This is a genomic window from Neobacillus sp. BP17 (genome assembly GCF_059579525.1).
Map to the genome: position 1 here is coordinate 2,353,552 of NZ_CM184198.1, position 22,420 is coordinate 2,375,971.

Consider the following 22,420-nt stretch of genomic DNA (forward strand, 5'->3'; position numbering starts at 1 on the left):
TGGATGTGTTGTAAATCATAATGGTTTTTCAATGACAATTTAAAAAATTTTACATAGTAATTAACCATACCAATGGGAGTGAAATCAGTGGAGGATACTAGAAAATTGAACGACTGTATGAATATCACAATTAAAAGACTTACAGAATGTACCATCCAAGATACAATAACGGCTTGGAATCGAGGGTTTGAAGGCTATTTTGTGCAATTAGAAATGACACCTGAATTATTCTTTAACCGGTTTGTTAATGAAGGCTTATCGTTAGAACATTCATTGGTAGCTTTTGACGAAAAAAAACCAGTAGCGATTGTTTTAAATGGTTTTCGCGTCATCGACGGACAAAAAACAGCCTGGAATGGGGGAACAGGAATTGCTACTGAATACCGGGGGAAGGGTGTTTCCAAGTTGTTAATGGAGGCAGTCTTAAACGTGTATGCTGAAGAGGAAGTCAAAGTTGCCACACTTGAAGCCATAAAGGAAAATGAAAGGGCGATTCGATTATATCAACGATTTGGCTATGAGATTACTGATTCCCTTGTTTATCTTAGTGGTACAGTAGAATTGAAGGCCAAAACGATTTCACACGAATCGATTCGGCCCGAACAGCTCCAAACTTACCATTTTTACAAAGAAAATCTTCCTTGGCAATGTCAGTGGCAGAGTGTTAAGTCAGGGGAAGCGCAGATTTATTATGACGAGAATCAGTATCCAATAGGCTACTCTTTATTCAAAAGGGTTTGGAATCAAGAAGGGCAGTTGGAGAAGGTAGTGCTCTATCAGCTTGAAATATTCGCTGAGTTGAAAGAGGAATCCATTAAGTCAATATTGAGTACGATATCAAGAGAAAATAAGAATCCCATTAATTTCATGACCATAAATGCGTCATTATCTAATCCTGTCATTTTAATACTGCAAGATTTAGGCTTTGTAAAAACAACAGAGCAAGTCCAAATGGTCAAAAAAATGAATCAATAAAAATTTTTTGAATCCTTAATCATATTATTATATAATTTTCGTTAGGGCCAATCTCAGGTCGATTGGGCTTGACCTACATAAAATAATAGGACTAGGAGAAATACAAATGGAAAAAGTACTTATTTTCGGTCACAAAAATCCTGACACCGATACAATTTGTTCTGCGATTGCCTATGCAGACTTAAAAAAACAATTAGGGATGGATGTTGAACCTGTCCGTTTAGGACAAATTAACGGGGAAACACAATTTGCGCTTAACCAATTCAATGCAGAGGTTCCACGTTTGGTTGAAGCGGTAGCTAGTGAAGTGAATTCAGTTATTTTAGTTGATCACAACGAGCGCCAGCAAAGTGCAAATGATATCGCGGATGTTCGTGTCCTAGAAGTTATTGATCACCACCGTATTGCGAACTTCGAAACGAGCGATCCATTGTATTACCGCTGCGAGCCTGTCGGCTGTACTGCAACGATCTTAAATAAAATGTATAAAGAAAACAACAAAGAAATCAGTAAACCAATTGCAGGTTTGATGCTTTCTGCGATTATTTCTGACTCTTTATTATTTAAGTCTCCAACTTGTACGCCAGAGGATGTGGCAGCAGCACGCGAGTTAGCTGAAATTGCTGGAGTAGACGCTGATACTTATGGACTTGAAATGCTCAAAGCTGGGGCAGATGTTCGCGATAAATCCATTTCCGAACTCTTAAGTCTAGACGCAAAAGGATTTGAAATGGGTTCAAGTAAAGTAGAAATTGCTCAAGTGAATGTCGTTGATACTGCCGATGTTCTTGCTCGCCAAGAGGAATTAGAAGCAGCGATCACTACCATTATCGAAGAAAAGAACTTAGACTTATTCTTGTTCGTGGTAACAGATATTTTAACAAATGATTCAGTTGGTTTAGCGTTAGGAAGTAAAACAGCTGCCGTTGAAAAAGCCTATAATGTAACACTAGCGGATAACACGGCTACATTAAAAGGTGTTGTTTCTCGTAAAAAGCAAATTGTACCAGTTTTAACTGATATTTTTACTAAAGGTGAATAGTAAAATAGACCGTTCATGGAGATTTCCATGGACGGTTTTTTCAGTTAGAAGACTAGACAAATAAATTCCTTCTTTCCTTTGACAATCTTTTGTTGTAATCTATTAAATATTTAGAAAACCGAAATTATGTTAAAATTCAACAAGAGGAAGGAAAATTCGCATGCTGTTTTTGTCATTAATCAGTTCTTTTTTTAATGCACTAAATGCGCTTTATGCCAAGAAGATTGTTGGAGAAATGAAGGATAATAATAGTTTCATTGTTACTTCATTTGCCTACATTGGTGTGTTTCTTGGTTTAACATTGCCATGGCTTTATTTATTCAAAGCAAACGCGATCTCGATTTCGTTATTAATTTTGGTTGTCCTGCTGGATATGCTCGGAAATTTGCTTTTCTTTAAAGCAATGAACAAAATCGAGGTATCTGTCCTTTCAGTTTACATGGCTTTAACTCCATTGTTCACGTTTATACCAAACTCTATTCTGTATGGTTTCCATCCATTTGTGCTCGTGTCTGTTTTGTTTATTATGGTGGGCGTCTATTTCTTAAATTTAAAAGGCCGCAACCCGCTGACCCCATTTCTTGAGCTTCGGAAACCAGGGAATTTATTAGGGATTGCTTCAGCGATTGTTTTTGGTGTGAGTATGGTGCCTTCTCAGCAATTACTTGTTCATGGCTGGGTTAATCCAGTGACACTTTATTTTTACCGGGCTTGTGGGATTGCTTTGATTACTTATCTGATTTATCGTCCAAAAGTATGGTTTCCGAGCCTGCATAAACATCTAAGTTTACGCGGACTCACCGTCATCATCCAATGGGTCTGCCTGTTTACAGCCTTAAAGTTTGCTGATGGGACACTGGTTGTCTCCTTGGCTTTCACTTCACCATTATTTGCTGTATTCTTGGCGTGGTATTATTTTAAGGAACGGATCACTCCTGCGAAGCTAACGGCATGTGTGATTACTATTTTAGGAATTATTATTACGGTGGTTTAAGGGGAGTAATATATAAAGGAGGAATGTGCAGTTGAGCCGAAAGCACTCGACCACCATGTTCATGGCTGGTCTACAATGGTTATTTTTCATGTTTGCAAATACTGTGGTCATCCCGTTAACGATTGGAGATGCCTTTAATTTATCAGCAGGGGAAGTAGCAAGTTCGATGCAAAGAGCATTTATTTATACAGGGACAGCTTGTATCTTGCAAGCATTGTTTGGGCATAAGTATCCCTTGATGGAGGGGCAATCAGGCTTGTGGTGGGGGGCCATCTTAAGTCTTTGTGCATCGGCTTCTTCCGCTGGCATTAGTTTGGAAGAATTAGGAGGTGGACTTGCGCTCGGGATTATTGGTTCAGGAGTTCTAGTTATGATCCTTGGTGTGTTAGGGATGGGAACAGTATTAAAGCGTTTATTCACACCCGTTGTGATGAGTACGGTCCTTTTTCTCCTCGCGAGCCAACTGATTGTCATTTTTACCAAAGGAATGCTTGGCTTAGGTAATGGCGAACAGATTGATATTCCAACCGCAGGATTATCAATCCTGTTAATCATCCTCGTTGTCTGGATTAATTTGAAGGGGCCTGGTGTGATTCGGAACTTTTCCATCCTCATTGGGATTGTAACAGGGTGGGTAATTCACGCTTTATTTTTCCCAACAACAACTGAGAATGTGAGTACGTCTACGGAATTTTTTCATTTATTTCCTTGGGGAAAACCTAGTTTTAGCTTGGGTCTCATTATTATGACGGTGATCACTGGTTTAGTTAATACAACGAATACCATGGCGTCGATAAGAGGGGTTGAGCCCATCTTAAAGACTTCAACAACAGATAACCAATACCGACGCTCATTTGTGCTAACCGGGATAAATTCGATTGTTTCGGGGCTGTTTGGGATGGTCCCATATGCGCCATATATTTCTTCGCTCGGATTTTTACAGTCTACGCTTATATTTGAGCGGGCACCTATCATCATTGGTGGAGCTTTGTTTATTGTCCTTGGCTTGGTCCCTGCATTAAGCAACCTGTTTTCAACATTACCAATTAGTGTAGGCGATGCAGTTTTATTTGTCGCTTATTTACAACTTTTCAGCGGTGCACTTACCAATCTGAATGGCATTCTTTTTAACCAGAGAACGATCTATCGCATTGCGGCTCCAGTGCTGCTGGGAATTGCCATCATGAATATTCCGTCTGAAATGTTTTCCTCGCTGCCAATGTTGGTTCAACCACTGCTATCTAGCGGATTACTCGTAGGAATTTTGCTAGCGATTGTCCTAGAAAATACTATAGATTGGACTAAACTAGAGAACCCTGTGCAAAGTTCAGAAAGAAAAATTAGTTAAAGAGTAGTGAAAGGCGCCCCTAAAAAAATAGGGGCGCCTAGTTATTTGATATCAATATTACACCTGTTGTGTCAGCTTATCTTTTAAAAAAGGATAGAGACTGACGGCGAGATGAATATTTAAAAATTGTTGACTATCAGATAAATCAGTAGAAAGAATCTCTTCAATCCGTTTTAAGCGATACATCAGAGTGTTAGTATGAACATGGATGGATTCTGCTGCTTCCTTCGCATTTTGATTGTGTTCAAGATAGGCGAATAACGAAGGGAGGAGTTCTCCTTTTCGAGATTGATCGTATTCAAATAGCGGTCCTAGCACTTCGAGAATAAAATCGATGAGTTCCTCCTCAGTATTTTGGAGGAGAAGTCGTTGAACCCCAAGTTCCTTATAACTGATGACCTGATTTCTTCCTCCAAAGCTTTGTAGGAATTGTAAGCATTTCGCTGCTTCCTGCATGGATTTCGTAACCTTTAATAAACTGGAATGGATTCTGCCGATCCCGATAGAAACCGTTGTTCCCCAATTTTTTATCTGGATTTCCTGCTGAAATTTTGAAACAAGTTCCTTCACGCGCTGATGTGTATAGGCGGAGGGAGCTTTTTGTTGAAAAGTTAGCAAAACAACAATTTGATCGTGATTCCGTACGGCCATTCCTTTTAACGGATTTTTTAAAAATACCCGGTTGGCCATTTGGACAAGATGGCGGATGATACTATTCTTTTTAGGAGTATTGTCCATTTCATCAAGTCGAATCATCACAGCTAAATAATCCCCTAATGGGTCGAAATCCAGCTGTTTTACTTTTTGAAGGATGTTGCCATCCATTTTACCGGAAAATAGAACATCAATGAGTTCTCCATTGATTGTTTCCTGTGCCTCAAAAATAGCTTGCTCCTTTACTAATTCAAGTGAGATGACCGTACAAGCATGCTCTAAGGCAGCAATTTCTACATCACGCATCTTTTCAGGGGAAACGATAATAAGTGAACCAAAAAGAGTCGGCTTTGCTCCAATGGGAAGAATGGTAATACAATGCCTTTCCTCATCCATGTTTGTTTCAAGCAATGAACGGACGTTACCAGGTGTTCGAATCGAGTCCTGTGCTAAATCTCGAATGGCAAATAATTCATCGTTGGTCAGTTTGCATTTAAAAGCGGAAGAGATCAACTCACCAAGGTCATCAAATAATAAGACCGTGTTCCCGGATGTATCGTGCAGATAGGTGATTATTGAATCGAGACCTTCGCCATGCAATACAAGTGCAGCTAATCGATTATGGATATCAACGGAGCGGGATAACATCTCGTTTTGTTTTGAAATCGTATTATTTAAATCTTCCAACTGTCTTACGGCTTTTTCTTGCTCACTATAAAGGTTTGCTTTCTCAAGGGCTACAGCTGCTTGATGGGCAATCGCTGTTAGAAGGTGTATATCTTCTGGAATAAAGTGAAGCGACGAATCAAAGGAGTCAAGCGTAATCACACCAATACATGCTCCTTTTGATAAGATTGGAGCACAAATGGTTGAATAAGGCAGCGTGGGAATCGATTGATCCATGAGTGCATGATTCCTCTCCGATAATGTGGCAGTTGCCTTTTCAACTTCTGTCCGGTTGTGAAATATTAAGCATTTTTGCGCGGAAAAAGCTAAGCCTGTCATCGATTCACCTGGTTTCAACCTTACCCTTGTAATTTCAGATGTAAAGTTGCTGTCTGACTTTGGAATGAGCAGATCTTGACCAGGGTCATATAGGAATAGAACCCCCCCGTGCGCTGCATCGATAACTGACACTGTTTGAACCATAATGGAATCAATAATCGTATCAATATCTAGTGATGAATTTAACACATTGGAAACATGGATTAATGATTGCAACTGACGATGGCTAAGTGTGTCTTTCATCATGCACCTCACAATTTAATGATCTTAGAATAATATGAAAAATTTAATATCTTTTGTTTATTGTAACAAACTCTATAATAAAATGTGTGGTTTTTGTTAGGAATTATAAGGAGTTAGGATGGTATTTGTTATTTATTTGTGTTTTTACACAAATTGTTTGTTAAGAATTTTGTGAAAAATAACATAACAAATATTCTGATAAGTTCTATAATTATAAATACATTAATAATATACGCCATTCTATTAAAGCATTAAACAAGTAGGAATGTGGCAGAAAGGATGGAAGCAGTGATTAACGAAGAGAGAGTATGGGGTCGTTTGCAACTTCTCAGTGAAATTGGAAAAACCGAATCTGATGGTGTCACTCGTTTATCTTTTACTCCGGAAGAACGAGCAGCTAAAGATCTTGTAGCTGCATTTATGAGAGAAGCTGGTTTGCAAGTACGTGAGGATGAAGTTGGAAACCTAATAGGCAGGAAGGAAGGGATAAACCCAAACGCGCCAGTGGTATTAACAGGTTCACATATTGATTCAGTCTTTAATGGCGGGAATTTTGATGGACCGCTTGGTGTTCTATCGGCTGTTGAAGCCCTTCAAGTCATGAATGAGCAAGGGATTGAGACAGAACATCCAATTGAAGTCATTGCTTTTACCGATGAAGAAGGGGCAAGATTCAGTTTTGGAATGATTGGCAGCAGGGGGATCGCTGGGACACTTACACAAGAAGAATTACTTAATAAAGATAAACAGGGGATCTCAATTGCTGATGCATTCGTCGCAAATGGTCTCGAGCCGGAAGCGATCGGTAAAGCAGCCCGCAAGCCTGAAGAAGTGAAGGCGTATGTCGAACTTCACATTGAACAAGGGAAAGTCCTTGAAGGACAAAATCTCTCAGCCGGGATTGTTTCAGGATTAGCTGGTCCATTATGGCTTAAGTTTATTTTAGAAGGGGAAGTTGGTCATGCAGGAGCCACCCCGATGTCGATCAGACATGATGCATTGACAACTGCAGCAAGAATTATGCTCGTGATTGAGGAAGAAGCGGCAAAGACTGGAACCACCGTTGGCACTGTCGGACAAGTTCAGGTGCAGCCAGGTGGAATCAACATTATTCCAGGTCGGGTTGAATTCACTTTAGATCTTCGTGATATTAGTGAAGTCGTTCGCGATGAGGTAGAGGCAAAGATTAGAGTACAGGCCGAGCAAATTTGTGAAAATCAAGGTGTTAAGTTAACGATTGAAGATCTACAGCGGGTTGCACCGGCTCCATGTTCTGATATCGTAAAGAATGCAGCAAAAGACGCCTTTGATACATTAGGCTTAGAAAGTAATTATCTTCCAAGCGGCGCAGGTCATGACGGGATGCAATTAATGGACCTATGTCCAATGGGGATGATCTTCATCCGTTCCAAGAATGGAATTAGTCATGACCCAGCAGAATGGAGTTCAAAAGAAGACTGCAGAGACGGAGCAAATATTCTATATCATACAGTTCTAAGTCTAGCGGTTAACAAAGTGAATATAACAACAAACTAATAGGAGATGTCGAGCATGAGTATCACTACAACAGTCAATCTTAATCAACTAGCAGAAGAAACAAAAGAACAAGTCATTGCCTGGAGAAGGCATTTACATCAAAATCCTGAATTATCATTCCAAGAGGAAAAAACCTCGCAATTCATCTATGATACTTTACAATCGTTTGGAAACTTGGAGATTTCCCGCCCGACTAAAACAAGTGTGGTGGCTCGCTTAATCGGTGCTGAACCAGGTAAAACACTTGCAATTCGTGCGGATATGGACGCCCTGCCAATTCAAGAGGAGAACACTTTTGAATTTGCTTCCCAAACTCCAGGTGTAATGCATGCATGCGGCCATGACGGTCATACTGCGATGCTGCTTGGTACCGCAAAAATTCTTTCAGGATTAAAGGATCATATTAAAGGTGAAGTTCGTTTCTTGTTCCAGCATGCGGAAGAGTTATTCCCAGGTGGAGCTGAAGAAATGGTTCAAGCAGGAGTCATGGACGGAGTGGACCTAGTAATTGGGACACATTTATGGTCACCAATTGAAAAAGGCAAAGTTGGAGTTGTGTACGGTCCGATGATGGCTTCACCCGATACGTTCTGGATTACAGTGAATGGTAAAGGCGGGCATGCCGCACTTCCACATCAAACAATTGATTCCATTGCTGTCGCAGCGCAAGTAGTGACCAACCTTCAGCATATAGTCTCAAGGAATACGGATCCACTAGATAGTTTAGTTATTTCAGTAACCCAATTTCTTGCAGGAACAACTCATAATGTTATTCCTGGCTCTGTAAAACTTTGGGGTACAGTACGAAGCTTTGATTCAACACTTCGCGAATCGATTCCAGCTAAAATGGAACGCGTGGTCAAGGGTATTACTGAAGCACATGAAGCATCTTACGAATTCAAATATGAGTTTGGCTATCGCCCGGTCATCAATGATAACGAAGTGACTGCAGTCATTGAAGAAACCGTACGAGAAGTATTTGGTGAAGAGGCGCTTGATATGATGAGGCCAAATATGGGTGGAGAAGATTTCTCTGCATTTATGGAAAAAGCTCCAGGCTGTTACTTTTATGTTGGAGCAGGTAATGAGGAGAAAGGTATTACTTATCCACATCACCACGAACGTTTTACAATCGATGAAGACGCCCTAGAAATTGGAGTAAAAACGTTCCTGCATGCGACCTTTAAATTTTTAGCTTAAAAAATACGTAATTTAGTTCCTTCGTGGAATTTATATAGAAAAAAGGTTCCACGAAGGTCAGCCTATATAAATAGAAAGAAGGCATCAAATATTATCTAAAATTGGGGGTTTATCTATGAAATTACATCAACTTCTTGCAATCATACCATTTATTGGATTACTTGGCGGAGTTCCTTTCGTCAATAAGGTCACTCCCTACGTGTTCGGAATGCCTTTTGTTCTCTTTTACATTGTTCTTTGGGTAGTTATTACTTCAGGAATCATGGCGCTTGTGTTTAAAATGGACCCAGCAAATAAAGAGGAGGAGATCTAATGAATACGGCATTAATTATCATTTTCGGATTTTTAGCGTTTTCCATCTTCCTAGGTGTTCAAGCTCAAAAAGGGAAGGATATGAGTCTTGAACAATGGTCTGTTGGGGGCCGCGGCTTCGGCACCATCTTTGTCTTCTTGTTAATGGCAGGGGAAATTTACACTACGTTTACTTTCTTAGGCGGAAGCGGCTGGGCTTATGGCAAAGGGGGCCCAACTTATTATATTTTAGGATACGGCTGTTTAGCTTATATTATGTCCTATTGGTTGCTTCCGGCAATTTGGAAATATGCAAAAGATAACAATTTAATGTCTCAATCTGACTTTTTTGTTAGTAAATACAAAAGCCCGTTACTTGGTGTTTTTGTCTCGCTAGTTGGCGTAGTCGCGCTTATTCCATATCTTGTCCTTCAATTAAAAGGTTTAGGGATTATCGTTGCTGAAGCTTCAGGTGGTTCGATCTCATCCACTGCAGCGATTTGGATTGGTGTTATTGCTGTAACGGTTTACGTAATGATTTCAGGAATCCATGGTTCTGCATGGACAGCCGTTATTAAGGATATCATGATTTTGGGGATTGTTTTATTCTTAGGGATTTATCTGCCAATTCATTACTATGGCGGTTTCCAACCAATGTTCGAAGCAATTGAAGCTGCAAAACCGGGATTCCTTGCAATGCCTGAAACTGGTTTAAGTGTTTCCTGGTTCATATCAACTGTATTATTAACGGCACTTGGTTTCTATATGTGGCCGCACACTTTCGGTTCCATTTATTCTGCACAAAGTTCAAAGGTTTTCCGTAAGAATGCGATTATCATGCCGCTATATCAGTTAGTGTTATTATTTGTCTTCTTCGTTGGTTTTGCTGCCATCCTTCAGGTGAAAGGGTTAGAAGGGGCAGACGGTGACCTTGCACTATTAAAACTTTCAATGCAGACGTTTGATCCGTGGGTAGTCGGGTTAATTGGAGCGGCTGGTTTATTAACTGCAATCGTTCCAGGATCAATGATTATGATGTCTGCAGCTACATTATTAGCGAAAAATGTCTATAAGGTTTTTGTTCCAAAGGCATCTGATCAACAAGTATCAAAGTTAGCGAAGAACTTAGTTCCTGTTGTTGCAATTATCGCTTTATACTTTACATTTAAGGGCGGGGACACTTTAGTAACCTTGTTATTAATGGGTTACAGTCTTGTTACACAATTGTTCCCAGCATTGGTTTTCAGCTTAGCGAAAAACAACGTAGTTACAAAAGCAGGTGCTTTCGCAGGTATCGCAGTAGGGGTCTTTACGGTTGCCTACATTACAATCAGTGCTTCAACCGTTGGGACTCTTTTCCCAGCACTACCGCAATTTGTTAAGGATCTAAATGTGGGTGTTATTGCATTAATTATCAATTTAGTAGTTACATTTGCTGTTAGTTTCGTAACAAAATCTGCAACGTCTAACAATACGAATGAGCGTGTGGCTTAATTAAAATCAAAATAAACACCTCCAATGTCGATGTGATTTGACGACTGGAGGTGTTTTATTTTGGAAAATGGTTAATTATAAAGTTAAGTGGATTCAGTCTATTTGTGTGTGATTTTCTTCTTTCTTTTGATTCATCAACAAAAATGTTAATGGCTGCTCTGTACCTGTCATTAATTTATACACATAGGAAGAGGTAATTTTATAGCCATCGTCTATTTTCGCGGCTAAATAATTCGTTCGTTCAAACAAAATCGAACGAATATGATTGATTTGCCGGGAAATTTTGTCCATAAGTGCTTCTTGGTTGTCCAGGCGCTGTAAAACTCCCCCTTGAAACTCCTCTTGTTTCGTCATTTTTTCTGAAACCTCTTTTTGTATTTCCAATTGTTCATTCATTTGTTTGACAAGTTGATGATTCACAGCCTCGCTTCGTTCCAAACGATTACGTAAATCATTCAGCTGTGATTCGATAGAGTTCCATTGAGTGAATTGTGTTTTTTCTTGTAACTGTGTTTGTAAGCCTATTTCAGATAGCGCTTTATTAAGTGCTGTATTCGCTTTTTGTTGTTCTTGTACGAGTTCTGACAGAAAATCCTGTCTTGAAATCATCTGATTTTTTGTTTGCAGCTGTCCTTTATTTTTGTAGACCTCCGGATGATGATTTTTGTTGATGAATAATCCCATACCTCTCTCCGCCTTTTATGTTTTTGAATGTGATATTTTATGCTTAATATTCATAAGAGGGGACATGATTGGGCTAGGTCAGAGGCAATTGGTGTATTGTTTACAAAAAAACGCATGTGGTTTTGTTATAAACCTCATGCGTTTGATGTATGAATATTGATTTACACTAGCTGTACTGATTTCAACACAAACTTTTCAACGACCTTTGCCACACCATCGTTCATATTGGTGTCGGTCACATAATTAGCTTTTTCCTTAATATCGGCTGGTGCATTGCCCATGGCTACACCTAGTCCTGCAAACTCTATCATTGCTAAATCATTGTAGCTGTCTCCTATAGCAATAACTTCTTCGCGTTTAATTCCGAGTTGTCCAATCAAGTGGTTGAGACTCGTACCTTTTGTTACACCTGCTTCGGTGAATTCCAAAAAGAAAGGTTTTGATCTCATTACACTTAGTTGACCAGCTAATTCCTGTTGAAGTTTTTTCTCCACTTTGGCAAGCTCCATTTCATCTTCAAGCATTAACACCTTAACAACAGGTTCTTTCACAGAATCTACTAAGCTGTCAACCTCAAAGATTTCTAAACCAGTAATTTCACTCTCAATATCGGTATATTGATTCCCGGCTTCGGTTACAATGGTGTCGTCGACATAGGTATGCATCCAAACATTCTCACGACGACTTAATTCGTAGAGATGATGTACTGTTTCTGGGGACAACGTGCTGCTAAAAAGCTCTTCACCGGTTAGACAGTTTGTTATTTTTGCACCATTAAAAGAAAGAATAAAACTTCCGTACTTCTTTAAATTCAATTCTTCAGCAATACCATACATGGCATAGGTTGGTCGCCCTGATGCTAATACTACCTTAACTCCCACTTCCTGGGCATCCATTAACGCCTTCTTTGTCCTTGGGGAAATTGTATGGTCGTCCTGTAGTAACGTATCATCGAGATCTAAAACAATCATTTTATAATTCATTCTTAGCTGAGTCCTTTCTTTACTATATATACTCTTATCTTACTATAAAAATAGGATAAAAACTTTTAATAATTGAATCTAATTATGAGATTGGTAAATAAAATAGAGAAAAACCAACATGCTAAAGGTGAATATTTATGTCCATTTTTGATATTTTTAGAAGTAAATGTCATATGTTTTAGCCTCCTTTTTGCTGAGGGAGGTTTTTCTATTTGAAAAAATATGTAATACTAAAGAAACAATCAAGGGAGTATGGGAGGAATCTTGATAATGAATCGCTGTGGTTGGGTAAATCAGGATCCATTATATATTGACTATCATGATCATGAATGGGGAGTTCCAGTCTATGATGACCGGCTTTTATTTGAATACTTAAATCTTGAAGGGGCTCAGGCAGGTCTTAGCTGGTATACGATTTTAAAGAAGCGAGAGAACTATCGACAGGCCTTTGATAACTTTGAGGCTGAAAAAATTATACGCTATAACGAAAAGAAAATCGAGGAACTAATAAATAATGAAGGAATTGTCAGAAATAAACTCAAAATCAAAGCTGTTATTACCAATGCACATGCGTTTTTGAAGGTCGTCGACGAATTTGGCTCATTTAGTAAGTACATATGGTCCTTTGTTGGTGGTAAACCAATTCAAAATCACTTTAGAGAAATGAAAGATGTTCCTGCAGTCACGGAAATAAGTGATAAATTAAGTAAGGATTTAAAGAAGCGCGGGTTTAAGTTTGTTGGCTCGACTATCTGTTATGCATTTATGCAAGCGACTGGAATGGTGAATGACCATATCGAGTCCTGTGTTTGTTACCAGAAATTAAGTACTCCATGAGAAAAGCCCATCACTACCGTGGTGGGCTTCCTTACTATACAAATTACTTTATAGTTTTATCGATTGCGAATTCAGAGGCAGGCAATGTAATAACCTTACCACCAATTTGAACATGAATCGTATCGTTGAAAATGGCTTTTACAATTCCTTTTAAGGAGATGGTTGAATTAACAGAGATTTTTTTGGATTCAGATTGGTTTGCCACAATATCAACGCCTTTCGAAATGTTAGAAGCATAATTAATATTACATTAAATTATTCGGAAAAATATAATGAATTCCTGCATAGATAGAGGATTATTTAATAAAAAATCGGTCATGTTACGATCCAACTATTTTATAAAGGGGTGTTTATACAATAATAGCAATTTAACATGAACCGTAGTTCAAGTATCGCATGGAGAGAAGGGTCTGTCAACGAAAACATGAACTGTGGTTCAAATTTTAAAAAAGTGGTATGATATAAATGAGGTGATAAAATGCCGGACAATGATGACCTATTAATTGGTGAATTCCCTTTTCTCCCAAAGCAGGAGAGGGCTCAGCAAAAAAGGAATGCATTGCTTGAAAGTGGATTGCATCTATTTATTTCTTGTGGGTACGAGCAAACGACGGCTAAGGAAATCGCAGCCCATGCCGGGGTGGCGACCGGAACCTTTTATCGGTATTTCTCTGATAAACGCCAGCTATTAATGTCGGTATTAGAAGATAAAATTGACAAGCTTCTCCCACCTGAACCGAGCTGGGTTTCAAGGGATCCGGAATCATTGTTAGCATCATTATTAGAAGCTCATAATAAACGACTAAGTGAGTTAGGTCTGCAGCGTGTCCTGCCTGAATTGATGCTGAAAGACCCTGGTCTGGCTGAATTTTTAGGTGAAGCACGAAGGAAAATTTATTCAAAAATTTTGTTCGGTTTAAAGCAAGCCGAAGAAAATGGATTAACGTGGAAGGATTTGGATTTAGAAGCTGTCGCTTGGTCCATATTAGTTTTAGTGGAGAATAGTCACGGAACCGTAATCGTTAGTGGGAAAAGTACAGACTACCGAGAGATTTCAAAAGTTATTTGCCGGATGGTATTTCCACCAGATGTATTAGAGCAATTGCGTGTTTCCGATGAAGAATAGATCATAAATGATTGGAAATAAGTTTTGCTTATTTTAACAGCCCTTCACAAAAGATGTGAAGGGCTTTTCTTTAGTAAAATACTAATTTACTGCTATTGCTTGGATTTACAAGATAAATGAACTATTGGACAGGCTTTTCAATCAGCAATTCAGATGCTGGAAGCGTGATAATTTTACCGCCAATCTGCACATGAACGGTATCGTTGAAAATGGCTTTGACAATTCCTTTTAATGAAATTGTTGAGTTAACAGAGATTTTTTTCACATCAGCTTTGTTTGCCAAATTAACCAACACCCTTCAAAATAGTTATGAAAATATTATATATGAAGATAAGGAAATAAAGCTAGAATAAATAATCAGAAAAGTTAAAAAATATTTCCGTGGATTACAGTCAAATATTTTTATATTTCATTCATATGTGAAATGAAAATAAATGGTGTATGATATAATCATCTCAAAAAGGAGGCGGAGCAATGTCAAATGAAGTCGGAAAGGAAAATGAGCTTATTGATGATCCTTGCTGCTCACTTGATGAAAGTGATCGTAAAAGTCATCATTCCGATAAAGTGAAAAATAATCTTGTCACAAGATTAAACCGTATTGAAGGTCAAATTCGCGGCATTAAAGGCTTAATTGAAAAAGATACATATTGTGATGATGTCATTAACCAGATATCGGCCACTCAGTCCGCTTTAAATAGTGTTGCCAAAATCCTGCTTGAAGGACATCTAAAGAGCTGTGTTGTTGAAAGAATACAGGAAGGTGATTTGGAAGTCTTGGATGAGGTTTTAATTACTATTCAAAAATTAATGAAAAAATAATTTTTTCGACGAAGAATGTGCCTTTGGTATGTTCTTTTTTTATTCCCAGCAAATTATCGGGTTCAATTGGCGAATTTTTGAGTTTAATCAGCGAATCGCATAAACCAACTTTTTAAAAAAGTAGACCTCAAAATTGAGGTCTTAGTCATTTTTATTGAGAAAGTGAATTCGATTTTGTGATAGTTGCTGATTCCGGCACGCGCAGTAGGATGGTGCCTCCGATAATGAAAAGAAGAATTAAGCTAAACACACCGCTGTTTGTATTTCCAGTAATCTGAGCCGTGAATCCAACCAGGAATGGCCCTAATATCGCTGCAAATTTATAAAAAATACTATAAAAACCAAAGAACTCATTGGCATTTTCCTTTGGAACGAGTTTGGCAAAATAGGAACGGCTTAGGGCCTGGATTCCACCTTGTGAGGATGCCACGAGCATCGCTAAGATCCAAAAATCTAATGTGGTCTTTAAGAAATAGGCATACGTACAAATAACGATATAAACAAAGATTCCCACGAGCAGCATTGTTTTGCCTTTGAATTTATCGGCAAGTTTCCCATATAAAATGGCAAATGGTGCAGCCACTACTTGTGTAGCAAATAATATTATTAATAGGTTAGTAGATGTAATGCCTAGGTCAGAACCATAGGCTGTCGACATGGTAATAATCGTATTGACGCCATCAATATAAAAGAAATAAGCAATTAAGAACAGAAACAAGGGTCTATATAGTTTGATTTTTTTAAAGGTGTCAAATAGTTGTTTAAAGCCATTGGAAATCGGGTTTGGCACTGGTTCCTTATAATAAACCTGCTGGACATTTTTAAGCATTGGAATCGTGAATAATCCCCACCATAGGGCGGTTATCGCAAAGGCCGCTTGACTTGCGACAGTCACAGATACGGGGATGATATTTTGCTGGGATAATATAATAAGTGCAATACTAATGATAAAAGGGATGGTGCTGCCGATATAACCCATTGCAAAGCCTCGTGAGGATACTTGATTCATCCGATCCTCTGTCGTTACATCGACAAGAAAGGCATCATAGAAAATATTTGTCCCTCCAAAGCCAATTACAGTAACCATATAGCAAATTAATAAAAAAAGCCATTGATTACTTGGGACCACTGCAAGCAGCAAGGTAAAAACAATTCCTAATGTAAAGAAAAAGGTAAAAAGACGTTTCTTTAATCCTTTGAAGTCGGCGATACTTCCTAAAATAGGGGCACAAAGTGATATAAGCAGGGTAGCAAATGAATTAGCATAGCCCCAATAAGCTGTGGAAGTCGAAGCTGCAAGTCCTGCCTCTTTCGCCGCTGCTTTAAAATATAATGGAAATATGGCTGTGGTAATGAGGATGGAATAAGCAGAGTTTGCCCAATCATATAAAACCCAGCTCTTTTCTTGCTTTGACATCCGGCTCATATATTTTTCCCCCTTTTAAAATTTCAAAATCTCTTCGATAACCCTTCCATCTGTCTGGCCTAAATCTAATCCAAGAAGACGGGCAAATGTGGGGCCTTCATCAATGAGACGGATTGAAGGCAGGGTGCCTGATTGAATTCCTTTACCAGCTGCCATAAAAATAGTTCCATATTCTTCTTTCTCAGGTGAATAGCCATGACATGCTAATGTGTACTTATGATCCTTGCTGACATCCTCCTTCGTAATGGTTTTGATAAATTCCCCCTCGTAGTCTTCTAAAAAGAAATATCCTCTTTGTGCTTCAAGCATAAACGCACAAGCTCCATCTGCTCCTTTTTCTGAAGCTTGTGCACCGGTTAAAGCGGATTCAATACCGTTTTCTGGATTATGAAGTAAGGAATCTACTAATTGCCTTACTTCATGTAAGGTTGTGGTATCGTGATGGTCTTTAATGTAAATATATGCAGACCCATCACAACTTTTACAATACGCCTTCCAATTAATTATTTTCCCTTTTCCGTTCGAGGTGATCAAACCTTGCTCATGGAATAAAACATTGAGGTTTATCGCTTTATTTTCATCTAAGGCACTATGGTCACCTAATGCCACCACCGTGGAATTTTCATAAATCCCACTTTCTTTTAAGGCACTAATAATCCTGCCAAGCCTGTAATTATGACGTTCGATTGCCGCCATAGCTTCCTCGGATGAGAAGCCGTGATAATGACGCTGTGTATCTAAATCGGTAAAGTGAACCATTAATAGATTTGGTTTCTTAGTTTTAATCGTATCGACAGTTGACTCTAGGACAAAGTCATCCAATTCCGGTTGATTCAGCCCTTTACGGATATGTCCGTATTTTCGATTAAGGTCCCACTGAAAACGGGGACTGCCACTTATTAGCGAAACAAGAATTTGGTTATGCCATGGCCGGTTCGCAAAAATTTCTGGCATATTGTAGTCGATATTTGCATTTGCTGTTACGGGCCACAATAGGGCAGCCGTAATCAAATTTGATTTTTTCGCTTCGTCATACAATGTGGTTCCTTGTATACAATCCCGGTACCAATTCCAATCGGGTGATCGTCTTCCCGGTTGTATAAGGGTATTATTAATGACCCCATGCCGCCTCGGATAATTACCCGTCACAATTGTTGCGTGACAAGGATAGGTTACCGATGGGTAAATTGATTTGACATTTTTGACCAAGGCACCATTTTTTAAAATGGAATGAAAGTGTGGGAGTTCGGTTAATAGTGGAAAATCTAAAGCTGAAAGGCAATCAAATGAAATGATAATTAAATGGTCGGTCAATCGATTCATAAAATGAAAAACCTCCGAAAAAGTCTAACAGATACTTCCATTGTACTACAGGCAGGAGGAAATGGAAGAATTCGTACGAATTTTTACAAAATTTTCGAAAAACAATAAAATCCTAACTATTTTATTGGAAGGTTTTTCTAGTATAATGATATTAGCAAAATTTGGGTTTAAAGGAGGTTGGGAGATGGCAAGTTTTCGAAGTTTTTTGATTGAGAAAGGAATTAAACTTTCTGTCGAACGAGCGTTAAGGAAGGGTATTTCAGAAAGGGGAATGCAGGAAAAAAGGCAAATGCTGGACACGGTTGCTAGAAAGCTAGCTAAACTGCCGAAAGACTGTAAGGCTCAGAAATTGGAAATTGAAGGATTGTACGCTGAATGGCTTTCCTCCGAAAACAGTTCGGAAGAAAAAGTAATCCTTTATTTACATGGTGGAGGATATGCATTTTGCTCAGCTAATACCCATCGACCACTTGCAGCTAGTATCGGGAAGGCAGCTGGTATGAAGGTTCTTTTTCCAGAATATCGTCTCGCACCGGAACATCCTTTTCCTGCTGCCATTGAAGATGCAGTCATTGTGTACCGCTGGCTCTTGCGTCAAGGGTATGATCCAGCCAATATTATTTTTGCAGGTGATTCAGCAGGCGGGGGCTTAAGTGTAGCAGCCGCCTTAGTCTTAAGAGATCAGAATGAGCCGCTGCCACGGGCAATAGTTTGTTTATCACCATGGGTCGACTTAACCAGCAGCGGGGAAAGTTATCGGAAAAATAAAGTGGTGGATCCTTATCTAACGATTCAAGGTGTTAAAGATGCCGCGCTAATGTATTCAGGGCATAAGACTCCCCTCGATCATCCGCTTATTTCACCTGTCTTTGCAGACCTTACTGGTTTCCCGCCCTTATTTATCCAAGCAGGGAATCATGAAATTTTGCAAAGTGACGCGGAGCTGCTGGCAAAAAAAGCACGGCAGACTGGCGTAAAGGTCACCTTTAAAATATGGGACAAAATGTGGCATGTTTGGCAGATTAGTGGTGATCGATTACCAGAGGCGAAGAAGGCTTTAGGTGAAATAGGAGACTTTATAAAAAAAGTATTCTATTCATAAAAAACAGTACTCCTGCACCGTAATTGCAGGAGTTTTTCACGTGTTGATCATTCAATATTTACACCATGAACTTTATGAACAAAATGGTAATTAAGTTTTTAATGCCGTTTAAATGAATAATCTATGAAATCTTAAAAATTTTTGTAAAATTAAGAAAACGTTTACAAAGGGGGAAATGAAATGTTTTCGATGAAAAGAATTTCAGCAGTTATGTGTGCAGGAGCTTTGGCACTAAGTTTGGGGGCTTGCAGCAGTAAAGAAACTGCGAGCTCAGGGAAAAAAGAGGCAGGAACTGGTTATCCAACTAAAGCGATTAGTGTTGTCGCACCTTCTGGAGCAGGTGGAGGCTGGGATTTAACCGCTCGATCGTTCACAAAAGTGCTAAGCGAAACAAAGCTAGTAAAACAACCATTAACTGTTGAGAACAAGCCTGGCGGCGGTGGAGCCGTATTTATGGCAGAATATGCCACCCAGCAGGCAGAAAATAACGATATGTTGTTTGTCAATTCACCGCCAATTATTATCAACAATTTAAAGAAAGAAGGAAACAGCCCGTACGGTTATATAAATACCACTCCATTAGCACAGTTAACGAAAGACTATGGCGCGATAGTTGTCAAAACTGATTCCAAATTTAAAGATCTAAAGTCAGTTTTGGAAGAGGTTAAAAAGGATCCTGCAAAGTTAACATTTGCAGGAGGTTCCGCACCGGGCTCAATGGACCATTTAGTTTCGATTCTACCAGCCTATAAATACGGGGTGGACCCAACTAAAATTAAATATGTTTCCTATGATGGCGGTGGAGAAGCCATTACAGCATTACTTGGAGGAAACGCAGATGTCATTGGAACAGATGCCTCTAGTGTGAAAGAATTCCTTAAAGCTGGTAAAGTTCGCGTGCTTGCAATTACTTCATCTGAACGTTTAGCTGGTGATTTTAAAGATGTTCCAACTGCGAAGGAACAAGGTGTTGATGCAGAATTTACAATTTGGCGTGGAGTTTTTGGACCTGAAAAAATGTCAGCGGAAGCAAAATCATATTGGGAAAAAACAATCGATAAATTAGTCCAATCACCTGAATGGAAGAAGGAAGTTGAGACACAAGGCTGGGAATTAGAATATAAAAACGGTGCAGATTTTAAAAAGTTCTTAGAAGACCAAGAAACACAAGTTCAACAATTATTAGAAGCATTAGGAATGCAGAAGTAATTAAAGAGGGAAGGATGGACTTTCTCCTTCCCTTTCATATTTTAATGTAAACGGATTGGAGGGATTTAAATGGACATTAAATTTGATCGTATAGCTGCTATATTGTTTCTAACTGTAGGAACCTTATTTATTATCGGAAGCAGGAATATTGCCAGCTCCTCATATGGGAGTGTAGTGGGTCCGGATATCTTTCCATTATTTCTCGGGGGTCTGTTAGTGATCTTAAGTATTCGCTTATTTTATGAAACCTTTAGTGGAAAAAAGCAGGAGAAGGAAAAAGAAAAATTGCAGTACAAGCCTTTTATCATCATTTTTATTGCCACTCTCGTTTATATTTTGACGCTAGAATCCGTGGGCTACGTGATCACAACCTTCCTATTTCTTTTTGTCTGCTTTCAAACAATGGAACGAGGAAAATGGCTTACCTCACTATTCATTTCTGGAGGTTTCTCTGCCTTTGTTTATTTCATTTTTGTCGAAGTTCTAAAAGGAACACTTCCAGGGTGGCCCATTTGGTTTAATTGATTAGATAATGGTGTCAGGCACCATATTATTTAGGATGAAAGGAGGAGATAGAATGAATACTCTGGATTATTTGTTGCACGGATTTGGTTCTGCACTTATTTGGTATAATTTGATTTTTGCTTTTGTTGGGGTATTAATTGGGACAGCTGTTGGTGTGTTACCAGGGATTGGCCCGATGAGCGGTGTTGCCTTACTTATTCCTGTTACCGCTTCCATTACGGGAAGTCTTCCTCCTGAGCAAGCGGCTACGAGCGCTATTATTCTCCTTGCTGGTGTATACTACGGGGCTATGTATGGAGGATCGACTACTTCTATTCTATTAAATACTCCAGGAGAGTCATCGTCCGTCGTGACCACATTAGATGGTTACCAAATGGCTAAGAAAGGAAGGGCAGGGAGTGCCTTGTCAATTGCCGCGATTGGGTCGTTTGTGGCGGGAATCGTGACATTAATTGCCCTAATTGTTTTGGCGAAACCATTGTCAAATCTAGCCCTTAAATTCGGACCCGCTGAATATTTCTCGCTTATGCTCTTAGGCCTTGGGGCTGTTAGTGGGTTGGCGGGTAAGTCTGTTACGAAAGCATTGATTATGACGGTAAGTGGGCTGCTGCTTGCTACAATCGGAATTGACAATGTTTCAGGGATTGGGCGGTTTACCTTTAATATCCCTTGGTTATATCAAGGCATTGAATTCTTAACGATTGCGGTAGGCTTGTTTGCCCTAGGAGAGGTATTCAAAACGATCTTAGAAAAAGAAGAAGAAGATACACAAATGGCAAAGATTAATAATTTAATCCCTTCTAAAGAAGAGTTGAAAGAATCGGCCGCACCAATCGCTAGAGGTTCCATCTTAGGTTTCTTTATCGGGATTTTACCCGGAGCGGGAGCGACTCTAGCATCCTTTTTTTCGTACATTTTAGAAAAGAAGATAGCTAAAGACCCATCTAAATTTGGAACGGGGGCCATTGCTGGTGTGGCAGCGCCGGAATCGGCAAACAATGCGGCCTCAGGCGGAGCAATGATTCCATTATTAACCTTAGGAATTCCAGGCTCGGGTACAACCGCCATCCTGATGGGGGCACTGATGATGTATAATGTTCAGCCAGGTCCGTTATTATTTGAAGATCATCCCCAAGTTGCGTGGGGGTTGATTGCTAGTATGTTTATTGGAAATATCATGTTGCTCATACTTAACCTGCCGCTCGTAAAGGTGTTTGCAAAAATTATTCAGACCCCAAAGCGGTATTTAATTCCTCTTATTATTGCAATCTCTATTTTCGGCGTTTATGCGGTACAAGTCTCAGTTTATGACCTGTTACTATTATTAGGCTGCGGTGTCATTGGCTATTTCTTAAATAAACATGATTACCCGATTGCCCCATTAGTGTTAGGTCTTGTTTTAGGGCCAATGGTTGAGAATAATCTGCGTCGGGCTTTAACGATTTTCAATGGAGATTTTGGACCATTTTTCACTCGTCCGATTTCATTAGGATTCTTAATTATGACGGTTCTTTGGTTGGTAATCCCGGTATTAATGAAGATGAGAGGAAAAAATGTGGTCATAAATGAAGAAGGATGACATTCTAAAAGTTCTGATTATT

General features: G+C 39.2%; 22 protein-coding genes. 15 read left to right on the forward strand and 7 right to left on the reverse strand.

Features of this window, described 5'->3' with window-relative positions; translation table 11 throughout:
• Positions 1–87 precede the first annotated feature (87 nt).
• From AC4QJR_RS11300 to AC4QJR_RS11315, 4 genes are all read left to right on the forward strand, one after another.
• On the forward strand, positions 88–975 hold the full coding sequence (locus AC4QJR_RS11300; protein ID WP_496526230.1) for a GNAT family N-acetyltransferase: 888 nt from the start codon (positions 88–90) through the stop codon (positions 973–975).
• Between the two features lie 106 nt (positions 976–1,081).
• Positions 1,082–2,017, forward strand: coding sequence for a manganese-dependent inorganic pyrophosphatase (locus AC4QJR_RS11305; protein WP_098575346.1), 936 nt, complete (start codon positions 1,082–1,084; stop codon positions 2,015–2,017).
• Between the two features lie 160 nt (positions 2,018–2,177).
• Entirely contained in the window at positions 2,178–3,011 is an 834-nt protein-coding gene (locus AC4QJR_RS11310) for a DMT family transporter (protein ID WP_098575347.1), read from the forward strand.
• A gap of 25 nt (positions 3,012–3,036) precedes the next feature.
• Positions 3,037–4,359: a uracil/xanthine transporter gene (locus tag AC4QJR_RS11315; RefSeq protein WP_496526231.1), complete on the forward strand. Its 1,323-nt coding sequence runs from the start codon at positions 3,037–3,039 to the stop codon at positions 4,357–4,359.
• 57 nt (positions 4,360–4,416) lie between these two features.
• Here the strand turns inward: AC4QJR_RS11315 and AC4QJR_RS11320 are convergent, their stop codons facing one another.
• Positions 4,417–6,264: a helix-turn-helix domain-containing protein gene (locus AC4QJR_RS11320; protein WP_496526232.1), complete on the reverse strand. Its 1,848-nt coding sequence runs from the start codon at positions 6,262–6,264 to the stop codon at positions 4,417–4,419.
• A 285-nt stretch (positions 6,265–6,549) separates the two neighbouring features.
• Here AC4QJR_RS11320 and AC4QJR_RS11325 point away from each other — a divergent pair, with 285 nt between their 5' ends.
• The 4 genes from AC4QJR_RS11325 (at position 6,550) to AC4QJR_RS11340 (ending at position 10,782) form a co-directional block, all read left to right on the forward strand.
• Positions 6,550–7,797: a Zn-dependent hydrolase gene (locus AC4QJR_RS11325; protein ID WP_496526661.1), complete on the forward strand. Its 1,248-nt coding sequence runs from the start codon at positions 6,550–6,552 to the stop codon at positions 7,795–7,797.
• Positions 7,798–7,812: 15 nt separating this feature from the next.
• Positions 7,813–8,997, forward strand: coding sequence for a M20 family metallopeptidase (locus AC4QJR_RS11330; RefSeq protein ID WP_098575350.1), 1,185 nt, complete (start codon positions 7,813–7,815; stop codon positions 8,995–8,997).
• Between the two features lie 115 nt (positions 8,998–9,112).
• Positions 9,113–9,310, forward strand: a complete 198-nt coding sequence (locus AC4QJR_RS11335) for a DUF3311 domain-containing protein (protein ID WP_098575351.1) — start codon at positions 9,113–9,115, stop codon at positions 9,308–9,310.
• Positions 9,310–10,782, forward strand: coding sequence for a sodium:solute symporter family protein (locus AC4QJR_RS11340; protein ID WP_496526233.1), 1,473 nt, complete (start codon positions 9,310–9,312; stop codon positions 10,780–10,782). Before AC4QJR_RS11335 ends, AC4QJR_RS11340 begins: the two co-directional genes overlap by 1 nt.
• Positions 10,783–10,875: 93 nt before the next feature.
• On the opposite strand, the gene AC4QJR_RS11345 is transcribed toward AC4QJR_RS11340, so the two are convergent.
• Complete coding sequence (locus AC4QJR_RS11345) at positions 10,876–11,466, reverse strand: hypothetical protein (RefSeq protein WP_496526234.1); 591 nt, start codon at positions 11,464–11,466, stop codon at positions 10,876–10,878.
• 161 nt (positions 11,467–11,627) lie between these two features.
• Entirely contained in the window at positions 11,628–12,449 is an 822-nt protein-coding gene (locus AC4QJR_RS11350; RefSeq protein ID WP_496526235.1) for a Cof-type HAD-IIB family hydrolase, read from the reverse strand.
• A 270-nt stretch (positions 12,450–12,719) separates the two neighbouring features.
• On the opposite strand from AC4QJR_RS11350, the gene AC4QJR_RS11355 reads away from it, so the two are divergent.
• On the forward strand, positions 12,720–13,286 hold the full coding sequence (locus AC4QJR_RS11355; protein WP_496526236.1) for a DNA-3-methyladenine glycosylase I: 567 nt from the start codon (positions 12,720–12,722) through the stop codon (positions 13,284–13,286).
• A gap of 43 nt (positions 13,287–13,329) precedes the next feature.
• Here the strand turns inward: AC4QJR_RS11355 and AC4QJR_RS11360 are convergent, their stop codons facing one another.
• Complete coding sequence (locus tag AC4QJR_RS11360) at positions 13,330–13,491, reverse strand: hypothetical protein (protein ID WP_180230178.1); 162 nt, start codon at positions 13,489–13,491, stop codon at positions 13,330–13,332.
• A gap of 273 nt (positions 13,492–13,764) precedes the next feature.
• On the opposite strand from AC4QJR_RS11360, the gene AC4QJR_RS11365 reads away from it, so the two are divergent.
• Positions 13,765–14,412, forward strand: coding sequence for a TetR/AcrR family transcriptional regulator (locus AC4QJR_RS11365; protein WP_251460748.1), 648 nt, complete (start codon positions 13,765–13,767; stop codon positions 14,410–14,412).
• 121 nt (positions 14,413–14,533) lie between these two features.
• Here AC4QJR_RS11365 and AC4QJR_RS11370 read toward each other — a convergent pair whose 3' ends face one another.
• Positions 14,534–14,695: a hypothetical protein gene (locus AC4QJR_RS11370; protein ID WP_180230179.1), complete on the reverse strand. Its 162-nt coding sequence runs from the start codon at positions 14,693–14,695 to the stop codon at positions 14,534–14,536.
• A gap of 191 nt (positions 14,696–14,886) precedes the next feature.
• On the opposite strand from AC4QJR_RS11370, the gene AC4QJR_RS11375 reads away from it, so the two are divergent.
• On the forward strand, positions 14,887–15,234 hold the full coding sequence (locus tag AC4QJR_RS11375) for a metal-sensitive transcriptional regulator (RefSeq protein WP_375375790.1): 348 nt from the start codon (positions 14,887–14,889) through the stop codon (positions 15,232–15,234).
• A 151-nt stretch (positions 15,235–15,385) separates the two neighbouring features.
• Here the strand turns inward: AC4QJR_RS11375 and AC4QJR_RS11380 are convergent, their stop codons facing one another.
• Positions 15,386–16,660, reverse strand: coding sequence for an MFS transporter (locus AC4QJR_RS11380; protein ID WP_496526237.1), 1,275 nt, complete (start codon positions 16,658–16,660; stop codon positions 15,386–15,388).
• A 15-nt stretch (positions 16,661–16,675) separates the two neighbouring features.
• Entirely contained in the window at positions 16,676–17,983 is a 1,308-nt protein-coding gene (locus tag AC4QJR_RS11385) for an alkaline phosphatase family protein (protein WP_496526238.1), read from the reverse strand.
• A 184-nt stretch (positions 17,984–18,167) separates the two neighbouring features.
• Between AC4QJR_RS11385 and AC4QJR_RS11390 the strand changes: the two genes are divergently transcribed.
• The 4 genes from AC4QJR_RS11390 (at position 18,168) to AC4QJR_RS11405 (ending at position 22,398) form a co-directional block, all read left to right on the forward strand.
• The gene (locus AC4QJR_RS11390; protein ID WP_496526239.1) at positions 18,168–19,085 is read left to right on the forward strand and encodes an alpha/beta hydrolase; all 918 of its coding nucleotides are present in this window, start codon (positions 18,168–18,170) and stop codon (positions 19,083–19,085) included.
• 180 nt (positions 19,086–19,265) lie between these two features.
• A complete protein-coding gene (locus tag AC4QJR_RS11395; RefSeq protein WP_098575361.1) occupies positions 19,266–20,294 on the forward strand; it encodes a Bug family tripartite tricarboxylate transporter substrate binding protein in 1,029 nt (342 codons plus the stop codon).
• A 69-nt stretch (positions 20,295–20,363) separates the two neighbouring features.
• A complete protein-coding gene (locus tag AC4QJR_RS11400) occupies positions 20,364–20,819 on the forward strand; it encodes a tripartite tricarboxylate transporter TctB family protein (RefSeq protein ID WP_496526240.1) in 456 nt (151 codons plus the stop codon).
• A gap of 52 nt (positions 20,820–20,871) precedes the next feature.
• Complete coding sequence (locus AC4QJR_RS11405) at positions 20,872–22,398, forward strand: tripartite tricarboxylate transporter permease (RefSeq protein ID WP_496526241.1); 1,527 nt, start codon at positions 20,872–20,874, stop codon at positions 22,396–22,398.
• Positions 22,399–22,420: the final 22 nt, after the last annotated feature.

Bases quoted from the DNA above. Each gene is read 5' to 3' on its own strand.
- AC4QJR_RS11400 (WP_496526240.1), top strand. From the start codon at position 20,364: ATGGACATTAAATTTGATCGTATAGCTGCTATATTGTTTCTAACTGTA.
- AC4QJR_RS11355 (WP_496526236.1), top strand. From the start codon at position 12,720: ATGAATCGCTGTGGTTGGGTAAATCAGGATCCATTATATATTGACTAT.
- AC4QJR_RS11335 (WP_098575351.1), top strand. From the start codon at position 9,113: ATGAAATTACATCAACTTCTTGCAATCATACCATTTATTGGATTACTT.
- AC4QJR_RS11330 (WP_098575350.1), top strand. From the start codon at position 7,813: ATGAGTATCACTACAACAGTCAATCTTAATCAACTAGCAGAAGAAACA.
- AC4QJR_RS11320 (WP_496526232.1), bottom strand. From the start codon at position 6,264: ATGATGAAAGACACACTTAGCCATCGTCAGTTGCAATCATTAATCCAT.
- AC4QJR_RS11405 (WP_496526241.1), top strand. From the start codon at position 20,872: ATGAATACTCTGGATTATTTGTTGCACGGATTTGGTTCTGCACTTATT.
- AC4QJR_RS11345 (WP_496526234.1), bottom strand. From the start codon at position 11,466: ATGGGATTATTCATCAACAAAAATCATCATCCGGAGGTCTACAAAAAT.
- AC4QJR_RS11350 (WP_496526235.1), bottom strand. From the start codon at position 12,449: ATGAATTATAAAATGATTGTTTTAGATCTCGATGATACGTTACTACAG.
- AC4QJR_RS11340 (WP_496526233.1), top strand. From the start codon at position 9,310: ATGAATACGGCATTAATTATCATTTTCGGATTTTTAGCGTTTTCCATC.
- AC4QJR_RS11305 (WP_098575346.1), top strand. From the start codon at position 1,082: ATGGAAAAAGTACTTATTTTCGGTCACAAAAATCCTGACACCGATACA.
- AC4QJR_RS11310 (WP_098575347.1), top strand. From the start codon at position 2,178: ATGCTGTTTTTGTCATTAATCAGTTCTTTTTTTAATGCACTAAATGCG.
- AC4QJR_RS11395 (WP_098575361.1), top strand. From the start codon at position 19,266: ATGTTTTCGATGAAAAGAATTTCAGCAGTTATGTGTGCAGGAGCTTTG.
- AC4QJR_RS11390 (WP_496526239.1), top strand. From the start codon at position 18,168: ATGGCAAGTTTTCGAAGTTTTTTGATTGAGAAAGGAATTAAACTTTCT.
- AC4QJR_RS11385 (WP_496526238.1), bottom strand. From the start codon at position 17,983: ATGAATCGATTGACCGACCATTTAATTATCATTTCATTTGATTGCCTT.
- AC4QJR_RS11365 (WP_251460748.1), top strand. From the start codon at position 13,765: ATGCCGGACAATGATGACCTATTAATTGGTGAATTCCCTTTTCTCCCA.
- AC4QJR_RS11375 (WP_375375790.1), top strand. From the start codon at position 14,887: ATGTCAAATGAAGTCGGAAAGGAAAATGAGCTTATTGATGATCCTTGC.
- AC4QJR_RS11380 (WP_496526237.1), bottom strand. From the start codon at position 16,660: ATGAGCCGGATGTCAAAGCAAGAAAAGAGCTGGGTTTTATATGATTGG.